Origin of the sequence: Streptomyces lichenis, from assembly GCF_023218175.1 — a bacterium.
GTDB lineage: Bacteria > Actinomycetota > Actinomycetes > Streptomycetales > Streptomycetaceae > Streptomyces > Streptomyces lichenis.
Genome location: NZ_JALPTH010000021.1, coordinates 26,543 through 45,761, shown reverse-complemented (window position 1 = coordinate 45,761; position 19,219 = coordinate 26,543). Strand labels below are relative to the sequence as shown.

General features: G+C 71.4%; 13 protein-coding genes. 1 reads left to right on the top strand and 12 read right to left on the bottom strand.

Going from position 1 to position 19,219, the window contains the following annotated elements:
• Positions 1-13: 13 nt before the first annotated feature.
• The 12 genes from M1O15_RS20955 to M1O15_RS20900 form a co-directional block, all read right to left on the bottom strand.
• Positions 14-1,075: an ABC transporter ATP-binding protein gene (locus tag M1O15_RS20955; protein WP_248635633.1), complete on the bottom strand. Its 1,062-nt coding sequence runs from the start codon at positions 1,073-1,075 to the stop codon at positions 14-16.
• A gap of 15 nt (positions 1,076-1,090) precedes the next feature.
• Positions 1,091-2,068 (bottom strand): ABC transporter permease, encoded by a 978-nt coding sequence (locus tag M1O15_RS20950; protein ID WP_248635632.1) that lies wholly within the window; start codon positions 2,066-2,068, stop codon positions 1,091-1,093.
• A 101-nt stretch (positions 2,069-2,169) separates the two neighbouring features.
• The gene (locus M1O15_RS20945) at positions 2,170-3,972 is read right to left on the bottom strand and encodes an ABC transporter substrate-binding protein (RefSeq protein WP_248635631.1); all 1,803 of its coding nucleotides are present in this window, start codon (positions 3,970-3,972) and stop codon (positions 2,170-2,172) included.
• A 104-nt stretch (positions 3,973-4,076) separates the two neighbouring features.
• The gene (locus tag M1O15_RS20940) at positions 4,077-5,123 is read right to left on the bottom strand and encodes an ABC transporter permease (protein ID WP_248635630.1); all 1,047 of its coding nucleotides are present in this window, start codon (positions 5,121-5,123) and stop codon (positions 4,077-4,079) included.
• Positions 5,124-5,999: 876 nt separating this feature from the next.
• A complete protein-coding gene (gene typA, locus M1O15_RS20935; RefSeq protein WP_248635629.1) occupies positions 6,000-7,907 on the bottom strand; it encodes a translational GTPase TypA in 1,908 nt (635 codons plus the stop codon).
• A gap of 226 nt (positions 7,908-8,133) precedes the next feature.
• A complete protein-coding gene (locus M1O15_RS20930; protein ID WP_248635628.1) occupies positions 8,134-10,518 on the bottom strand; it encodes an ABC transporter family substrate-binding protein in 2,385 nt (794 codons plus the stop codon).
• Positions 10,519-10,921: 403 nt separating this feature from the next.
• On the bottom strand, positions 10,922-13,462 hold the full coding sequence (locus tag M1O15_RS20925; RefSeq protein ID WP_248635717.1) for a SpoIIE family protein phosphatase: 2,541 nt from the start codon (positions 13,460-13,462) through the stop codon (positions 10,922-10,924).
• 180 nt (positions 13,463-13,642) lie between these two features.
• Positions 13,643-14,095, bottom strand: a complete 453-nt coding sequence (locus M1O15_RS20920) for an ATP-binding protein (RefSeq protein WP_248635627.1) — start codon at positions 14,093-14,095, stop codon at positions 13,643-13,645.
• A 227-nt stretch (positions 14,096-14,322) separates the two neighbouring features.
• Positions 14,323-14,718 carry an NUDIX hydrolase gene (locus M1O15_RS20915; protein ID WP_248635626.1) on the bottom strand — a complete coding sequence of 132 codons (396 nt, stop codon included), beginning with the start codon at positions 14,716-14,718 and terminating at the stop codon, positions 14,323-14,325.
• A 207-nt stretch (positions 14,719-14,925) separates the two neighbouring features.
• Entirely contained in the window at positions 14,926-15,105 is a 180-nt protein-coding gene (locus M1O15_RS20910; protein ID WP_248635625.1) for an SPOR domain-containing protein, read from the bottom strand.
• Positions 15,106-15,299: 194 nt separating this feature from the next.
• A complete protein-coding gene (locus M1O15_RS20905) occupies positions 15,300-16,052 on the bottom strand; it encodes a GntR family transcriptional regulator (RefSeq protein WP_248635624.1) in 753 nt (250 codons plus the stop codon).
• 193 nt (positions 16,053-16,245) lie between these two features.
• On the bottom strand, positions 16,246-17,820 hold the full coding sequence (locus M1O15_RS20900) for a S8 family peptidase (protein ID WP_248635623.1): 1,575 nt from the start codon (positions 17,818-17,820) through the stop codon (positions 16,246-16,248).
• Between the two features lie 251 nt (positions 17,821-18,071).
• Between M1O15_RS20900 and M1O15_RS20895 the strand changes: the two genes are divergently transcribed.
• On the top strand, positions 18,072-19,175 hold the full coding sequence (locus M1O15_RS20895) for a pyridoxal-phosphate dependent enzyme (RefSeq protein WP_248635622.1): 1,104 nt from the start codon (positions 18,072-18,074) through the stop codon (positions 19,173-19,175).
• Positions 19,176-19,219 lie beyond the last annotated feature (44 nt).

Sequence of the window (19,219 nt, the reverse complement as noted above, 5' to 3'; positions counted from 1 at the left end):
TCCCTGCGTCTTCCTAGCCCAGCCTGGGCTTGATCTCGTTGACGAAGATCGTCTGCTTCTGCCCGGCCGTCAGGTGGCAGGCGGCCGCGCGCCCGGGGGCGAGCGGCGGGCGCTCGGTGGTGCACAGCGAGTCGGCGACATGGCCGGAGTACGCGCACCGCGGATTGAACGGGCAGCCCGAGGGCGGGTTGAGCAGGCTGGGCGGCGAGCCCGGGATCGGCACCAGTTCCTCGTCGATGTCGCCGGTCAGCCGCGGCATCGAGCTCAGCAGGCCCCAGGTGTAGGGGTGCGAAGGGGTCTGCAGGACCTCGCGGACAGTGCCCCGCTCCACGGCCCGGCCCGCGTACATCACCAGCAGGTCGTCCGCCATGTTGGCGATGACGCCCAGGTCGTGGGTGATGAAGATGATCGCGGAGCCGAACTCCTGCTGGAGGTCCTTGAGCAGGTCGAGGATCTGCGCCTGCACGGTGACGTCCAGCGCGGTGGTCGGCTCGTCGGCGATCAGCAGCTCGGGGTCGCACATCAGGGCCATGGCGATCATGGCGCGCTGGCGCATACCGCCGGAGAACTGGTGCGGGTAGTCGTCGAAGCGGGTCTGCGGCTGCGGGATGCCGACCTTGGTCAGCATCTCGATCGCGCGGTCCCTCGCCTCCTTCTTGGAGGCGCCGCGGTGCTTCATGAACGGCTCGGAGAGCTGCCGGCCCACCGTGTAGTACGGCGAGAGCGCGGTCAGCGGGTCCTGGAAGATCATCGCGGCCTTGTTGCCGCGGAGCTTCTCCATCTCCCGCTCCGGGGCGGAGTTGAGCTCCTGGCCGTCCAGGATGATCTCGCCCTGGATGTCGGTGGTCTTGCGGTTGTGCAGGCCCAGGACCGTCAGGTTGGTGACGGACTTGCCCGAGCCCGACTCGCCCACGATGCCGAGGGTCTTGCCGCGCTCGACGTCGAAGGAGAGCCCGTCGACCGCCTTGACGATGCCGTCCTCGGTGGAGAACCGCACCCGCAGGTCGCGGACCGAGAGAAAGGCCTCCGGGGCGGTGGCAGCCGGGGTGTCTTCGGTCTTGGTGAGAGTGCTCACGGTTGGTGGGTCTTCCTAGGAGAGCCGGACACGCGGGTCGATGTAGGCGTACACGATGTCCGTGAGGATGTTCACCAGCAGGATGAAGAAGGCGCCGAACAGCATCACACCCATGGTGAGCGGCAGGTCCTTCTGGGTGGCACCCATGACGGCGAGCTGTCCGATGCCCTGCAGCGAGAAGGTCAGCTCGGTGACGACACCGCCGCCCAGCAGGGCGCTGATGTCGATGCCGATGATGGTGACGATCGGGATGAGCGAGCCGCGCCAGGCGTAGCGGAAGAACACGTACCTCTGCGACAGGCCCTTGGCGCGCGCGGTGCGCACATGCTCCTCCTGGAGCTGTTCGATCATCGACGAGCGGGCCATACGGGTGTACTGGGCGGTGAAGATGGTGGCCATGACGATCATCGGCAGGGAAAGCCCCACCAGCCACCCGACCGGGTCCTCGGTGAACGGGACGTACTTGGGGTTCTCCATCCAGCCGGTGCTGTAGACGAAGATCGTCAGCACGATCGGCCCGAGGAAGTAGATCTGGAAGGAGCTGAGCACCATGGAGGCGCCGGAAGCGATCTTGTCCACCGCGGTGCCGCGCTTCCACGCGGCGAGCAGACCCGTACCGAGACCCACGACCAGGAAGATCGCCAGACCGCCGATGGTCAGCGACAGGGTCAGCGGGAAGCGGTCCATGATCGTGTCCCAGACCAGGTCACCGGAGTAGAAGGACACACCCAGGCACGGGGCGTCGCAGTGGCCGGTCGGGTAGTCGCGTCCCATCACGATGCCCGACATGAACTGCCAGAACTGGCTCGCGATGGGGAGGTTGAGTCCGAGCGCCTCACGGATCTCCCCGATCCGGGTCGGCGAGCAGTCCTTGCCGCACGCCAGCGAGGCGTAGTCGGAAGGGCCGGCGACGAAGAGGAAGAACGTGACCGCCCCGATCAGGAACAAGGTGAGGGCGGCGCCGAGGAGGCGTCGGATGATGAACTGAAGCATGGCGGGAGGCTGCTCTCTGCGGAGACGATGGGGGGTTGGTTCTCTGAACCGCGGGGGCGCGCTCCGCCTGGTGCGCGACCCCCGCGGTCAGCCGGAGAGAGTTACGGCTGCTTCAGGAACACACGGGTGATGTCGAGGTAGCTCGACTCCGTGCTGTAGCGGGCACCGCCGATGTTCGAACCGAACAGCTGGATCTGCTTGGTGTACCACAGCGGGGCGGAGGGGTTGACCTTCTCCAGGATGTAGTGGTGCGCCTCGCGCCAGGTGGCGGCGGCCTCGGTCGGCTCCTGGGTGAGGGCCTTGGCGATCAGCTCCTGGACCTTCGGGTCCTTGATGTGCGAGTAGTTCGCCGAACCGTCGGCGACCTGGTCACCGTCGTAGATCGGGGTCACCACGGTGGCCGGGGACGGCCAGTCCTGGCCCCAGCCGCTGATGTAGATGTCGTACGGGTTGTCCAGCTTGCCGATGGTCTGGTAGTAGCTGGCGGCGTCGATCTCCTTGGCCACGACGTCGATGCCGGCCGCGCCCAGGGCGTCCTCGATGGCGACCTTGCGCTTCTGGCCCGACTCGCTGTTGGCGTAGGCGAAGACCAGCTTCTTCTCGGCGGCCGGGACGTCCTTCAGCAGCTCCTTGGCCTTGGCCAGGTTGCCCTTGGGGGTCTTCAGACGGCCGTAGGGGTCGTAGTCGGCCTCGTAGCCCGGCAGGGTGGGCGCGAACAGGTTCGCCGCCACGTCGCCGCCGTACTGGCCGCCCTCACCGGCGATCAGCGAGGAGCTGTTGGCCGCGTAGGTGATCGCGTCGCGGACCTTCTTGTTCTTGACCCGGTCCAGGTTGAAGGAGAGCACCTGCACGTAGGGCTGGTAGCCCTTGATGGTGCGGGCGTTGACCTTGGCGTCGCCGACGACGTCCTGGATCTGGGTGGAGTCCACCGAGCCGGTGAACTGCATGGCGCTCTTGTCCCCGCCCTGGTCGGCGATGAGCCGCTTGGTCTGGGTGGACTCGGTGACGCCGAACTGGAAGTTGAAGCCGTCCACGTACTGGTGGCGGACGGAGTCGGTCTTCGGGTCCCAGTTGGTGTTCTTCACCAGCTTGAGGGACTTGCCGGTCTTGTTCTCGGAGATCTTGTACGGGCCGAGGGCCACCGGGGCCTTGTCGTACTTCTCCTTGGTGTCGGTCTTCTCCGGCACGATGGAGTAGCCCGGCATCGCCAGCGTCTGCGGCAGGTCGGGGCGCGGCTTGTCGAACTTGAAGACGATGGTCTTGTCGTCCGGGGTGGCCAGGACGCTGTCCGGCAGGTGCTTGTCGCCGTAGCCGCCGTCCGGCAGGGCGTCGCGGTACTTGGCGCCGCTCAGCCAGTTCTGGATGTAGGTCGGGCCGTCGAAGAGGAACTTCGCGTAGGTGCGCTCGATCGTGTGGCGGACGTCCTTGGAGGTGATGACGTTGCCGTTCTGGTCCTTCACGCCGTCCTTCAGCGTGAACGTCCAGACCTTGCCGCCCTCGGTGGACTTGCCGGAGTCGGTGGCGAGGTCGCCGACGACCGAGACACCGCCCTTGCCGTCCTCGGAGAAGTTGGTCAGCCCGCGGAAGATCAGGTTGGAGAGCTGGCCGGCGTCCGAGACGTAGACCTGGCCCGGGTCCAGGTGGCTGATGCCCGACTCCTGGTACACGGTGACGGTGCCGCCGGGGCGGGCGCCGGGGACCTCGGCGGCCGGGCCGGTGGAGGCCGCGGCGTCGCCGTAGTTGACCGCGGCGGACTGGGCGGCCGCGTTCTTCTGGTCCTTCTTCGCCTTCTCCTTGGCGTCGGAGTCCCCACCGGTGTTCTTCGAGCACCCGGTCAGCGCCAGGGAGCCGGCCGCGAGCGCCACGACTATGGCGCGCGCGGTACGGGTGTTGAGGGTCTTCATGATGCTTTATGCACCTACCTGTCGGTTTGTATCCATTGAGTACTGCCTGGCACGGTCGGCAGGCCGACGTGGGGGCGGCAGTCACCCCCCACCGAAATGGACGGTTACCGCCCGGTCTTCGGGTCGAAGGCGTCTCGTACGGAGTCGCCGAGGAGGTTGAAGCAGAGGAAGAAGACGACCATCGCGACACCCGGGAAGAACATGAAGGCCGGGTCCTGCTCGGCGACCTTGGCGCCGACCGCGAACAGCCGTCCCCAGTCCGGGGTGGGCTCGACGAAGCCCACACCCGCGAAGGACAGGAAGGCGATCGTCAGGATGGTGCTCGGCAGCATGTAGGTGAACTGCACGAGGATCGGGGTGGCGACGTTCGGCAGGATCTCCTTGCGGACGATCCGCCAGGGGGAGGCGCCGGCGACCTTGGCGGCCTCCACGAACTCCCGCTCCCGCAGGGAGAGGGTGGTCGACCGGACCAGTCGGGACATGCCCATCCAGCCCAGCACCCACAGCACGATGAGGATGGCCAGGGCCCGGAAGTAGGTCGGCGTCTCCTCCCGCGGGTCCACGAACATCGCCGTCACCACCGGCATGAAGGCGATGAAGAACAGCTGGCTCGGGAAGGACAGGAAGAAGTCGGTGACCCGGCCGATCATGTAGTCGGCACGGCCGCCGAGGTAGCCGCCGACCAGGCCGATCAGCACACCCGTGAGGGTCACCAGGACCGTCACGCCCAGCGCCATGTACAGCGAGGTGCGCATGCCGTACAGCAGCATGGTGAACAGGTCACGGCCGAACTGCGGCTCCACGCCGAACCAGTGGTCGCCGGAGACACCGCCGAAGTACCCCAGCGGAAGGCCGAAGTCGTCCAGCAGGGCCGGGGCGTCCGGATCCTGGCTCTGCCCGTACAGGGTGTACGGGTCCTTGCCGTAGAGGGAGGCGATGACGGGCGCGAGCGCGGAGATCACGAAGAAGAAGATCACCACGCACGCGGAGATCACACCGGTGCGGTCGCGCTTGAAGCGCGCCCACATCAGCTCCCGGGGGGAGCGGCCGGTGGGCGCCTTCTCCGGAGCCTTGGTCGTGGCTGCGGTCTTGTCGTCCAAGTCGACAGAGGGCACAGCGGCGGCTGTCTCGGTCTCGATTGGACTGGTCATGGTGTGTCCATTTCACGGGTGTCTGATGACCCGCGGTCCTGTGCGCCGCAGTACCCCGCCGAGACGAGTCTCGGGAGGTGGATGTGGCCGCACGACGGTCCCCCGACCCGTCGCACCCCCCGGTTGCGGGTGCGGCGGTTCGCCCGGTCATCCGGCGTGTGGGCCGGGGAGTTCCGGGTACGAGAGGGACGGAAGCGGGGTGGATGACACCCCAGGAACGCGAGCCGAGCGGTTGACGTGGCCTCAGATTCGGCGGGCGCCGTCTACGTCCTGACGGACGGACGCGCACCGGCCTACGACCGTACGAACCGTTCGCGACGACCCGACCCCAAGGGCGCTCGTGGCACCACGCATGGGTTCCTCCTCATGAGTCCACGTGTTCACTACAAGAGTGGGCACAAGAGACCCCGCCGACACCCCTGACGGCGAAGATCCGTGCCCCCGTGTGCTCGTTCGGCCGGCGCTCCCCACAGCGCTGAACCTTTTGACCCGAGCTCAGTGGTGCCAACTATTGGGTAAGTTCACGCCCTAAACCACACTTAAAGCATCTCGGTTTGGCAACATCACTCCGCACGAGTGACCAGAATTTGGACAAACCGATCCCAGACAGACACCCCTGAAACGGACTGTTCATACAGATCGACGCCGAGCGACGTCCGGAAACCGGACACCCCGCCCGGGAAATCGGTTGCCAGGCGCACATGTCGGCCACTTCGCACGGGCGGTCGCGCGGGGGCGCACCGGGGGCCGGGGGCGCGGGACCGGCGGCCGGGCGAGCCCCGGGGACGCGAAACGGCCCGTACGCGCCCCTGAGGGCGCGTACGGGCCGTTTCGGAGGTATCCCCGCCACACGGCCGTGGCGGGGGTCCCGGTGGATCAGCCGTGCTTGGCGCGGGAGGCGGCGCGGGCGCGCTCGCGGGCGTCCAGGTTCACCTTGCGGATGCGGACCGCCTCCGGGGTGACCTCCACGCACTCGTCGTCGCGGCAGAACTCCAGGGACTGCTCCAGGGAGAGCTTGCGCGGCGGGACGATCGCCTCGAAGGAGTCGGCCGACGAGGACCGCATGTTGGTGAGCTTCTTCTCCTTGGTGATGTTGACGTCCATGTCGTCGGAGCGGGAGTTCTCGCCGACGATCATGCCCTCGTACACCTCGGTGCCGGGCTCGATGAAGAGCACGCCGCGCTCCTGGAGGTTGGTCATCGCGAAGGCGGTGACCGCGCCGGAGCGGTCGGCGACCAGGGAGCCGTTGTTACGGGTCTGCAGCGCGCCGAACCAGGGCTCGTGGCCCTCGTGGATGGAGTGCGCGATACCGGTGCCGCGGGTCTGCGTCAGGAACTCGGTGCGGAAGCCGATCAGGCCGCGGGAGGGCACCACGAACTCCATGCGCACCCAGCCCGAGCCGTGGTTGGACATGTTGTCCATCCGGCCCTTGCGCACGCCCATGAGCTGGGTGACCGCGCCCATGTGCTCCTCGGGCACGTCGATGGTCATCCGCTCGACCGGCTCGTGGACCTTGCCCTCGACGTCCTTGGTGACCACCTGGGGCTTGCCGATGGTCAGCTCGAAGCCCTCGCGGCGCATCTGCTCGACCAGGATGGCCAGCGCCAGCTCGCCGCGGCCCTGCACCTCCCAGGCGTCGGGACGCTCGGTGTCCAGGACGCGCAGCGAGACGTTGCCGACCAGCTCGCGGTCGAGGCGGTCCTTCACCTGGCGGGCGGTGACCTTGCGGTCCTTCACGGCCCCCTTGTTGTCGGCGCCCTTGCCGGTGGCGCCCCGGCCCACCAGCGGCGAGGTGTTGGTGCCGATGACCATGGAGATGGCCGGCTCGTCCACCGTGATCAGCGGCAGCGCGATCGGGTTCTCCGGGTCGGCCAGGGTCTCGCCGATCATGATGTCCGGGATGCCGGCCACGGCGCAGATGTCACCGGGGCCCGCCACCTCGGCCGGCTTGCGGGTGAGCGCCTCGGTCATCATCAGCTCGGAGATGCGCACGTTGGAGGTGGAGCCGTCGCGCTTGATCCAGGCCACGGTCTGGCCCTTGCGCAGCTCGCCCTGCTCGACCCGGAGCAGCGCGATACGGCCGAGGAAGTTGTCCGCGTCCAGGTTGGTGACGTGCGCCTGGAGCGGGGCCTCCTCCTCGTAGGTGGGGGCCGGGATGTGCTCCAGGATGGTGGAGAAGAACGGCTCCAGGCTGGTGGAGTCGCCCGGGACGGTGCCGTCCTCCGGCTTGGTCAGCGAGGCGATGCCGTCGCGGCCGCAGGCGTAGACGATCGGGAACTCGATCTGCTCCTCGTCGGCGTCCAGGTCGAGGAAGAGGTCGTAGGTCTCGTTGACGACCTCGTCGATCCGGGAGTCGGGCCGGTCGGTCTTGTTGATGCAGAGGATGACCGGCATCCGGGCCTGGAGGGCCTTGCGGAGCACGAAGCGGGTCTGCGGGAGCGGGCCCTCGGAGGCGTCCACCAGCAGCACCACGCCGTCCACCATCGACAGCCCGCGCTCGACCTCGCCGCCGAAGTCGGCGTGGCCGGGGGTGTCGATGATGTTGATGGTGATCGGGGCCCCGCCGTCCTTGGGGTGGTACTTCACCGCCGTGTTCTTGGCGAGGATCGTGATGCCCTTCTCACGCTCCAGGTCGTTGGAGTCCATGACCCGGTCGTCGACGGAGTCGAGCTGGTGCGCGGCGAACGCTCCCGCCTGCTTCAGCATGGCGTCGACGATGGTGGTCTTACCGTGGTCGACGTGGGCGACGATGGCGACGTTGCGGATGTCGTGGCGCGTGGGCATGAGTGGCTGGCGCTTCTCTCGGATCGTGGGATTCGGCGTCTGTCGGCGCATCTGGTGCTCGTACGCCCGCCGGGCGGACGCGCCACGGCTGTGTCCATGGTACGGGCCCGCCGCGCGGGCGGCCTCCCCCGCCCGCCCCGGCCGGCCTCCCCGGCGGCCCCGGACAGGCGGCGGCCCGCCCGCCGGGGTGCGGCGGACGGGCCGGTTGAGCTGGGGTTATCCGGGGTTACCTGGACCCCTTGCCGCTGAAGCCGATGTCCTCGAAGCGGGGGGTGGCGAAGCCGAAGGCCCCGGCGTTGGCCACGTTCGCCCGGGCGGCGACCAGCTGGGGCCGCTGGTAGAGCGGGATGGAGCCGGCGGTGGCCCAGATCCGGGCGTCGGCCTGCCTGACCAGCTCGTTGCCGGCCTTCTCGTCGAGTTCGGCGGCGGCCTGGTCGAAGAGCTGGTCGATGTGGTCGGTGCCGACCCGGGTGTAGTTCTGCTCCACCAGCAGCGAGCCGTCGGCGGCGGGCCGTGGCTTGGCGTAGATGGGCCGGCCGTCGGTGGCCGGGTAGGCGGTGCCGGGCCAGGAGTAGAGCGCCAGGTCGTAGTCGCCGGCGGCGATGTGGTCCTTGAAGTAGCTCTCGTCCGGCACCTTGGTGATCTCGGTGGTGATGCCGACCTTGTCGAGCATCCGGACGATCTTCTCGCCGACGGTGCGCAGCGCCTCGGAGCCGGGCCCGGCCGGGAGGACGAAGCGCAGGGTGAGCGCACGGCCGTCCTTGGCGAGCGGTCCGGAGGCCGGGGCCGCCGCGGAGGCGCCCGCGGCCGGGGAGGCGGAGCCCTTGGCGGCCGGGGCGGCGGTGCCCATCGGGGCGTAGGCACCGGGCACGGCCTTCTCGGGGGCGGCCTTCTCGGCGTCGGCGGGCAGCTTGATCCCGTGGGCGGCGGGGGCGAGGACCCGGGTGCCGTCGGCGCCGCCGCCGGCCTCGGCGGCGGGCTTGTCGTCGCCGACGATGTAGAGGCCCTCGTTCGACGGCTCGTCGGCCGCGGACTTCTCAGCCGGGGTCCTGCCGGCGGCCTCGGGGGACGCGGCTCCGTTCACGCCGCCGGTCCCGGCCTTGGCCGCGTCCTTGCTCTCCTCCCCCTCGCTCTTCTTCTCCTTGCCGTTCTCCTTCTCCGCGGGCTGCCCGGCCGCGTCCTTGGGAGCGGCGGGCTTGCGGGCGCCGCCCCGGGTCCAGCCCGCGTCGGCGAGCAGTCCGAGCGCCTCCTCGGTGTCCTGGCCGCCGAGGGCGCCGCTGCCGTCCGCGTAGGCGCCCTGCCCGGCGAGGGCGAGGTGGCTGCCGACCGGGTGGGCGGGCAGTCCGAGCGGCTTCAGCACCGTCTCGGCGAGTTCCCGGCGGTCCAGGGCGCGGGCCACCGCCCGGCGTACCCGCTCGTCGGCGAGCGGACCGCTCTCGCCGTTCATGGCGAGCTGGGTGTACGCCGGTTCCAGGCTCTTGCGGACCGCGAAGCCGCGCAGGGCCTTCTGCTGGGCCGCGTACGCGGTGACCGCCTGCCGGGCGCGCAGCCGGGCGGCCTGGTGGACCTCGGCCTGCTCCTCGTCGGAGCCGTACGCCAGCGCCCAGGACTTCAGGGCGGCGGAGGGGGTGGTGCCGGCGCCGGGGCCGTGGGTGAGCGGCTGGCCGCCCGCGGTCCCGGCGTCCTGGTGGGCCCGGGTGATCCGCTGGGCGCCGGCCGCGTCGACCTCGGCCAGGTCGAGGGTGCCGGCGGCGAGCGCGGCGGGCCGCCTGCCGCGCGGTACGGCGCTCAGCACCAGGGTGTCCAGCTTGGCGGGGCTGCCCCACCAGCGGGGGTTGCGCTCCAGGGTGACCGCGGCGCTCTTGGCGTCCACCGACTTCACCCGGAACGGCCCGGCGGTGTTCTTCAGCTGGGTGCGGGCGCCCTCGTTGAAGGCGTCCGGCGTCCCGGTGACGTCCTTGGGGTAGAGCGGCGAGAACAGGGCGCGCCAGTCGGCGTACGGCTTGGCGAAGGTGACCCGGACCTGGAGGTCGCCGTCACCGCGCTCGATCTTCTCGATCCGCTCGTACCCGGCGTTGCGGGCGGTCCAGTACTTCGAGTCCTTGCCGGCCAGGGCGCGCCACTGGGCGACGAAGTCGGGGGCGCCGATCTCGCGGCCGTCGCTCCACACCGCCTGCTGGTGCAGCTTGTAGAGGACGACCTGCTTGGGCTCGCGCTCGACGACCTCGGCGGACTCCAGATAGGCGGGGTTGGCCTGCGGGCGACCGCGCTCGTCCAGGGTGAACATCGAGGGCAGTACGGCCTGGGCGACCCGCCCGGTGGTGGCGTCGGCGTCGGCCTGGAAGGCGTTGAGGGTGCTGGGCACCGAGTCCACGGCCCAGCGCAGCGAGCCGCCGTCGCCGACCCCGGCGCGCCCGGCGGCGGCGATGTCCCGCGGTACGGGGCGGGCCGGACCCTGCTCCTCGTCGCCGGAGCCGCAGCCGGTCAGCCCGGCGAGCGAGGCCAGGGTGAGCACCCCGGCGGTGAACAGGACGGCCGGGCGCCGGGCCCGCGAGCGGGGGCGGATGCCCCGGGAGCATGTCCTGCCCCGAAGGGCGCCGTCGTGGGACATGTCTGCCACCTCTTCGTCCTGTTCTCGGATGCGATGCATACCGGTTCGGCATGCTTTGTGGGCTTTGGTGATGATCACACCAACGACCCGTCCCATGAAAAGGACCCGCGGGGCGAACCGCACGCGACACAGCGCCCTCCGTGCGCAACTCCACCCGTGCGGCGTACGGCGGGCCACCCGGACTGCCCACACACCGGCGAGGCACCCCCGCGGTCGCGGGGGTGCCTCGGGTGCGGCTCGTCTGCGGCGGGGGCGCCTGGTACGCGGCGGCGGCCCGCCTCGTACGCGGCGAAGGCGCCCCGTATCCGGCACGGGCACACCTCGTATGCGGCGAGGGCGCCTCGTATCCGGCGCGAGCACACCTCGTAGCGGCGAGGGCGCCCCGTATCCGGCCGGGCCGCCGTCAGAACATACTGAGCAGCTGGTCGACCGTCGGCTCGGCGAGGCCCTCGCCGTCCGGGAGGGCCAGCTCGAACCAGACCGTCTTGCCGCGCGGGGTGCGGCGGGAGCCCCAGCCGGCGCTGAGCAGCCCGACCAGCTGGAGCCCGCGGCCGCCCTCGTCGGTGTCGCGGGCCCGGCGGCGGCGCGGCTGGACCAGTCCGGCGTCCCAGACCTCGCAGACCAGGGTGCGGTCCCGCAGCAGCCGGAGCCGTATCTCCCCCTCGCCGTACCGCAGCGCGTTGGTCACCAGCTCGCTGACGAGCAGTTCGACGGTGTCCACCAGCGGTTCCAGGTCCCAGGCGGTGAGCTGGGCGCGGGCCAGGTCCCGGGCGCGGCCGACCGAGCGGGGCTCGCGCGGCAGCCGCCAGTCGCCGACGGCCTCGGCCGGCAGCCCCTGCACCCGGGCCAGCAGCAGGGCGATGTCGTCCTCGCCGTGCCGGGTGTCCAGGGTGCCCAGGACGTGGTCGCAGACGTCCTCCAGCGGCTGGGCCGGGTCGGTGAGGGCCGAGCGGAAGGCCTGCATGCCCTCGTCCAGGGGGTGGTCGCGGGACTCGACCAGCCCGTCGGTGTAGAGCGCCAGCAGCGCCCCCTCCGGCAGGTCGACCTCCACCTCCTCGAACGGCTCGCCGCCCACGCCCAGCGGCATCCCCGGCGGGACGTCCAGCATCAGCGCCTTCTCGCCCGGCTCGACCAGCACCGGCGGCAGATGGCCGGCGTTGGCGAAGGTGATGCGGCGGGTGACGGAGTCGTAGACCGCGTAGACGCAGGTGGCCAGGTAGACCTCGGCCAGCTCGGGGCCGCGGCCCCCGGCGGCGCGGGCCGCCGCCCCGTGTCCGGCGGCCGGACTGCCGAGGCCGCGGGCGATCTCGTCCAGATGGGACAGCACCTCGGCCGGCTCCAGGTCGAGCTGGGCCAGGGTCCGTACGGCGGTGCGCAGTTCGCCCATGGCGACGGCGGCCCGCAGCCCGCGGCCCATCACGTCGCCGACGACCAGGGCGGTGCGGTGGCCGGGCAGCTGGATCACGTCGAACCAGTCGCCGCCGACCTCGGTGGCGGTGTTGCCGGGCAGATAGCGGCAGGCGATGTCCAGGCCGGCCGCCTCCGGGTCGCCGGGCGGCAGCAGGCTGCGCTGGAGGATCAGCGCCCGCTCGTGCTCGCGGCGGTAGAGCCGGGCGTTGTCGATGCAGACGGCGGCCCGGGCGGCCAGCTCCACGGCGAGCGCCCGGTCGCGCTCGCCGAACGGCTCGCTGCCCTTGGTGCGGGAGAACTGCACCAGGCCCACCACGGTGTCGTGCGCGGTCATCGGCACGACCAGGGTGGAGTGCACCAGGTCCCCGTCGGCGCCGGGCACCGTCCGGGGGCGGCCGGTGCGCAGCGCGGTGGCGCAGGGCGAGTGGAACGGGTAGCTGTGCACCGCCCCGACGTCGATCGGCGCGGCGGCGCAACAGCCCTGCGGGTTCGCCGGATTGAGCAGCGGGGCGTCGGACACCGCGCTGGCGGCGGCGACCCTGCGCAGTTCGGCGCTGTGGCCGTCGGCCCGGCCGGGCGGGGCCTCGTCGCCGGTGAGCAGCGCCTGGTAGAGGTCGACCGAGGCGGTGTCGCAGAAGCCGGGGACGGCCACGTCGAGGAGCTCCCGGGCGGTGGTCTCCAGGTCGAGCGAGTTGCCGATGCGGGCGCTCGCCTCGTTCAGCAGGGCGAGGTTGCGCCGGGCGCTGGCCGCCTCGCGGGCGGCCATCTGGCGGCGGGTGACGTCGATGCCGAGCCCGGCCACCCCGACCGGGCGCCCGGAACCGCTGTGCACCCGGTAGAGGTTGACCGACCAGTGGCGGCGCTCCCCGCCTCCGGCACCGGGGCCGGTGGCGGTGGCCGCAGTGCCCGGGACCGCGCCGGAGAGCTGGAGGTCGGTCACCGACTCGCCGGTCTCCAGGACCCGGCGCAGCGCCGCGTCCAGCCGTTCGGCCTCCGGGCGGGCCAGGTAGTCGTGGACCGTGCGGCCGCGGTGCTCGTCCGCGTAGCCGCCGAAGACGGTGGCGAACCGCTGGTTGACCCGCTTGACCGTCAGATCGACACCGAAGAGCAGGAAGCCGAAGGGGGATTGGCCGAAAATCGCCTCTGAGGCGGCGAGGTCCGTCTCGATCCGCCGCAGGGCGCGGACATCCACCACGACGCAGAGCGCGCCGCGTTCGCCGTGCTCGGTCTCACTGGGCATCACATACACCTCGGCGAGGCCGCGGCCGTGGCTCTCCCCCGGCACCCGGAACGGGACCAGTCCGGTCCACTCCTTGCCGTCCAGGATCTCCGCGACCCTGCCGCGGCCGCGGGTGCGCAGCTCAGGCGGCAGGAAGGCCTCGACCGGGTCCTTGCCCCGCACCTCCTCGGCGCCCACGCCGAAGAGTTCGGCGGCACGCAGACTCCACTGGTCGACCAGGCCGTCGGGGCCTATCGAGAATGAGGCGACTCGTATGTAGTCATAGATCGAGCCAGGCGGGCTGCTCTGCCACATGACGCCGCTCGCCGACTCAGGTATCTCGCTCACGCGACCGTCCCCTCCAGCTCACCGCACCGGACCGGCCATTCCCGCAGTATTCAGCACTACGGCCCCCGGCGGCACGCCGTTCACGATCACAGGGTGGTCTCGTTCCTTTCCAGCCGCCCCTTGGTTGATCGTTGTCCCTTCAGTCTTCTAACCAGGCAGGGGCAGCTCGAACCACACGGACTTGCCGGTCCTGCCCTTCCTGGTACCCCATCGGCGAGCGGAACAGGCCACCAGTTGAAGGCCCCTGCCGCTCTCGTCGTCGGGTCCGGCGGGCCGTGCCAGCGGGGGGTCGGGCAGCGGATCGGTGACCTCCACGAGCAGCGCGGGACCCGGGGCCGAGGAGGTGCCGGCACCGTCGTGGACGGGGTCGCCGCCGCCGGGGAGCCGGGTCAACCGGACGCCGATGGGCCCGGAGGCGTACCGCAGGGAGTTGGTGACCAGCTCACTGACCAGCAGCATCGCCGTGTCCCGGACCTCGCCGTCCAGCCGCCACTCGCGCAGGGCGTCACCGACCGAGTGGCGGGCGGCGCGCACGGCGCCGAGCTCCGCGGGGAAGCTCCACTCGGCGTGGACGCCATCGGTGTCGATCACACCGTCCACTTCCCCAAGTCAGCAGCCGAACCCCGTCCGGTTTCAGCGGGTTAATCAGGACATACCCGCAAAAACGGGCGGAGTACCGCATGGGGGCGCACCGTGGCGTGCAGGGCGCACGGCCGCCTTCCGGCCACCCGGATTCGACCGGTTTCCGGCGACTCGGCGGCGGGGTCCCGCCCGGGGCGGCCGGGGCCTCGCGCCTCCGGCAGCGGCGGGGCCTCGTGCACCCGGGGCTACGACAGCGAGCCGGCGGCCTTCAGATCGTCGAAGAGCAGTTGGTCGACGGGCGGCACCAGCGGGCGGTCCGCGTAGGAGAACCAGGCCATCTCGTCGATCTCGGCGCTGGGGGTGAGGGTGCCCCGGTAGTCGCCGGTGTAGCAGCTCATCCGGACCACGGTGCCCTCGGGCAAGTCCGGGGCCCCGGCCTCGTAGGTGCCGACATGGGCGACGCTCTCCGGGTCGAGGGCGACCGCCAGTTCCTCGCCGACCTCGCGGAGCAGGGTCTCCCGGTCGGTCTCGGCGCCCTCCCGCTTGCCACCCGGGATGTAGAAGACCTCCTTGCCGCGCGGGCGGGCGCAGAGGATCCGGCCGCCCTCGATCCGTACCCATGCCACCGTGTCGATCAGCACCGCACCCGTCCCGCCCGCTCTCGTCCGAGTAGCCGGTCGCACCCGGCCCCGCTCGGCAGGGGACCTTACCGGGCCGCACGGACGGGACGAAGCGGAAGGGGGATCCCGGACCGCGTACGCCCGCGCGAAAGGCGGGGCCTCCGGTGCCGCTCCGGAGCACTTCCGCCCCGGGCGCCCCCTCGGCCCCGCCCACGCCACCGACGTCCGTCAGCCCACCGGCCGGCCGATCCGCTCGACGCAGTACCGCCGGTCCTGACCGGTGTCGGCCAGGCTGTCGGCCAGCTTCTGCGCCTCGTCACGAGTGGCGCAGCGGCCCACCCGGTAGTGGTTGCCGTTGCCGTCCTGGCGGATCACCAGCCAGGGAAGAATCGTGCTGCCTTCGCTCACCGCATCTCCCTCCGCAGGCCCGCACGCGCGCGAGGGTCCCTACGAAACCGCCCGCCGCATATGCCCGAGCGTATCCCTGACCTTCACGCAGCGGATACGTTCGGGAACGAAGAGAGAGACATCCGGCCAGCGCGTGGACGGCACGAGGGGGCGCATCCGGCCGGATGCGCCCCCTCGCACGTACCGCTCCGGGCTCAGCGCACGGGCAGGTGGTAGGTGAGCCGGTAGCGGTCGGCCGGGACCACCACATCGGCGGTCTCCACCGCCCGGCCGGAGGCGTAGTACGTCCGCTGGACCACCATCACCACATGGCCCGGCACCCCGCCCAGGGCGGCCAGCTCCTCCGCGAGCCCGGGTCTGGCCCCGACCTCCTCCAGGACGTTGTCCACCACCAGGTCGAGGGCCGCCATCCGCTCGACCACCCCGCAGCCGCCGAGCGGCCCCTCCTCGGGGAGCATCACCGGACTGCGCCCGGTCAGGCCCAGCGGCTCCCAGGAGGTGGAGAGCATCATCGGTTCACCCGCGTCCCGGAACACGTACGCGGTGCGCATGACCGGCTCACCGGGCTCGATGCCCAGCCGCCCGGCCACCGAGACGCCGGCCCGCTCGCGCTCGCTGCGGGACTCCCAGGTGCCCCGGGTGCCCTCGGCGGCCTGCTCCTGGCGGAACGGGGTGGCGCCGGTGGCCAGCCCGTACCCGGAACGGGCGATGCCGCGCGGCACCGGCTGCTCGCGGACATAGGTGCCGGAGCCGGAGCGCCCCTCGACCAGCCCCTCCGCCATCAGCACCTTGCGGGCCTCCAGCGCGACGGTGTCCGAGACCCCGTACTCCGCACGGATCCGGGCCTGCGAGGGCAACCGGGCGTGCGGCGGGAGCGAACCGTCGACGATCTTCCTCCGGAGATCGCTCGCCACCCGCAGATAGGCGGGCTGCTCACCGAACGCCACAGGCCACTCCCCTCAGCTTGACGGACAGCAACAGCGTCGCAACGTTCGGTTGAGACCCGCAAGCATGGGCCAGCGTTTCACTCAAAGTGATGAAGCACGGTTTGGACGGCCTACGGCGGAGGCAGGAACGCCGAAAGGGGCGGCCGCCATGGCGGCCGCCCCTCACCCGACGGTGATGGTCACACCCCCCGGGTCAGAACTGCAGGGCCCAGGAGTCGATCTTCCCCGTGTCGGCGCTGGCGAGGTCGCTGACCCGCAGCTTCCAGGTGCCGTTGGCCACCTCGGAGGAGGCGTCCACGGTGAAGGTCTGGTTGATGTTGTCGGCGCTGCCGCCGGTGCGGTCCCTGAGGGTGTACACGGTGCCGTCAGGGGCGACGAGCTGGACCCGGAGGTCGCCGACGTAGGTGTGGACGATGCTGACCGGCACCTGGAGCGCGGCGGGCGCGTTGCCGCTGACCCCGCTGACGGTCACCGGGGACTCGACGGTGGCGTTGTCGGCGATGGCGACGTCGGTGGCGTTCTCGAACCGCTTGCCGGGCGGGTTGGGGTCGGTGCCGCCGTCACCCACGTACAGCAGGCGGTTGGGCGAGCCGGTGCCCGGGTTACCGACGACGTTCGGGGTGGCGGCGGCGGTGAGGGCCGAGGAGACCTGGGCGGGGGTGGCGGTGGGGTTGCCGTCCAGGTAGAGGGCGGCGGCGCCGGCCACGTGCGGGGTGGCCATGGAGGTGCCGGAGATGGTGTTGGTGGCGGTGTCCCCGGTGTTCCACGACGAGGTGATGTTGGAGCCCGGGGCGAAGAGGTCCAGCGGGGTGCCGTAGTTGGAGAAGCTGGAGCGCGCGTCGGTGTTGGTGGTGGAGCCGACGGTGATCGCCTCGGTGACCCGGGCCGGCGAGTAGTTGACCGCGTTGGCGTTGCTGTTGCCTGCGGCGACCGCGTAGGTGATGCCGGCGGCGATGGAGTTGCGGACGGCGTTGTCCAGGGTGGTGTCCACCCCGCCGCCGAGGCTCATGTTGGCGACGGCCGGCTTGACCGCGTTGCGGGTGACCCAGTCGATGCCGGCGACCACCTGCGCGGTGGTGCCGGAGCCCTGGTTGTTGAGCACCCGGACGCCGACGATCCGCGCCTTCTTGGCGACTCCGTACGCGGTGCCGCCGACCGTGCCGGCGACATGGGTGCCGTGGCCGTTGCCGTCCTGGGCCACGTTGTCGTTGTCGATGGCGTCGTAGCCGTTGACGGCCCGGCCGCCGAAGTCGCTGTGCGAGATGCGCACGCCGGTGTCGATGATGTAGGCGCTGACGCCCTGGCCGGCCGGCTCGGGGTAGGTGTAGCTCTGGTTGAGCGGCAGGGCGCGCTGGTCGATCCGGTCCAGGCCCCAGGAGGGCGGCGAGGGCTGGGTGCCGTCGATCGTGAAGATCCGGTTCTGCGCCACCGACCGGACGGCGGGGTCCGCGGCGAGCTTCTTCGCCTGGGCCTCGGAGAGCTCCACGGCGTAGCCGTTGAGGGCCGCGGTGTAGGTCTTCTCGATCTTGGCGCCGTACCGGGCGGCGACGGCCTTGCCCGCCGTGGACTCGGCGGCGGCGGACTCGTCCAGGGTGACGATGTAGCTGCCCTGGACGGCGTCCGGTGCTCCGGCGTTCAGGATGACGCCTTCGGCTGCGGCGGGGGCGGCGCCCGCCGGAAGGGCGGACAGGGTGCCGAGCGCGAGGGCGGCGACGACGGTGGCGCCGGCTGCGGCCATTCTTCGCCGCGGGGTACGCATCACGGACATGGTGAGGGTTCCTCCTCGTCGGGTGGTGCGCTGCTGTGGGGGTCACGGCGGCCGAACGGAGACCCGCATATGACGCGAGCATGACAAGTGACGCCAGGGGTGCACGGCGCTTCCCTCATCCGGGTCATCCGGTTGTCCGGAAGCCCGGCCCGCTCGGCCGCCGAGCGAAAGATTGACCGAACTTTGGGCAACCCACAAGGGTGCTGACGCCTCGGTAACAGGACCGCCACACCGGTGACATCCTGGTCGCCATGACGATCTTGGCCGACTACCGGTGCTCCCGCTGCTCGCTCGTCCACCCCGTCTCCACCGCCCCCTGGTGCTGCCCGCGCTGCCGCGGCCCCTGGGACCTGGACTTCACCGCGGGCCCGGTCGACCGGGCGGAACTGGCCGGGCGGGCCGGCTCGCTGTGGCGGTACGAGGAGGCGCTGCCACTCGCCGGGCCCGGCTGCTCCCTGGGCGAGGGCCGCACCCCGCTCGTCCCGCTCACCGACACTGTTTCGGCCAAACTCGACTTCCTGATGCCGACCCTGTCGTTCAAGGACCGCGGGGCGGTGATGCTCGCCGAACTCGCCCGGCGGCTCGGCCCGCGCCGGGTGGTCGCCGACAGCAGCGGCAACGCGGGCACGGCCGCCGCCGCGTACTGCGCCCGGGCCGGGCTGGAGTGCGCCGTCTACGTCCCCGAGTCGACCTCACCGAAGAAGCTGGAGCAGATCCGGGCGCACGGGGCCCGGCTGGAACGCGTCCCCGGCGACCGGGAGGCCACCGCCCTGGCCGCCCGCGCCGCCGCCGACGAGCCCGGCGTCTTCTACTTCTCCCATGTCTTCAACCCGTACTTCCAGCACGGCACCAAGACCTACGTCTACGAGCTGTGGGAGGACCTCGGCGGCCGGCTGCCCGACACCCTCACCCTCCCGGTCGGCAACGGCACCCTGCTGCTCGGCGCGGCCCTGGCGGTCGAGGAGCTGGCCGGAAACGGTCTGATCGAGCGCCGCCCCGCCCTGCTCGCCGTCCAGGCCGCCGCCGTCTCCCCGCTCGCCACCGCCTTCCACGCCGGCGCCGAGGACCTGCCCCCGGAGGCCCCCGCCTCAGCACCCACCCTCGCCGAGGGCATCGCCATCACCCGCCCGCCCCGCGCCCGCCAGATCCTGGCCGCCGTACGCGCCTCGGGCGGCACCTTCGCCACGGTCACCGAGGACGAACTCCGCACCGCCCAGCGCGACCTGGCGGCCCGCGGCCTGTTCGTCGAATCCACCGCCGCCGCCTGCTGGGCCGCCACCACCACCCACCCCCGCCCCGGCAGCACGGTCGTCCCCCTGTGCGGCGCGGGCGCCAAGACCGGACTGGCGGCGTAAGGCAGCGGGCCGGGGCCATGGCGAACGCCGACCACGACAACGTC

Coding starts and splice junctions, on each gene's coding strand:
- M1O15_RS20940 (WP_248635630.1), bottom strand. CDS start 5,123: ATGACCAGTCCAATCGAGACCGAGACAGCCGCCGCTGTGCCCTCTGTC.
- M1O15_RS20895 (WP_248635622.1), top strand. CDS start 18,072: ATGACGATCTTGGCCGACTACCGGTGCTCCCGCTGCTCGCTCGTCCAC.
- M1O15_RS20945 (WP_248635631.1), bottom strand. CDS start 3,972: ATGAAGACCCTCAACACCCGTACCGCGCGCGCCATAGTCGTGGCGCTC.
- M1O15_RS20950 (WP_248635632.1), bottom strand. CDS start 2,068: ATGCTTCAGTTCATCATCCGACGCCTCCTCGGCGCCGCCCTCACCTTG.
- M1O15_RS20925 (WP_248635717.1), bottom strand. CDS start 13,462: ATGTGGCAGAGCAGCCCGCCTGGCTCGATCTATGACTACATACGAGTC.
- typA (WP_248635629.1), bottom strand. CDS start 7,907: ATGCCCACGCGCCACGACATCCGCAACGTCGCCATCGTCGCCCACGTC.
- M1O15_RS20900 (WP_248635623.1), bottom strand. CDS start 17,820: ATGTCCGTGATGCGTACCCCGCGGCGAAGAATGGCCGCAGCCGGCGCC.
- M1O15_RS20930 (WP_248635628.1), bottom strand. CDS start 10,518: ATGTCCCACGACGGCGCCCTTCGGGGCAGGACATGCTCCCGGGGCATC.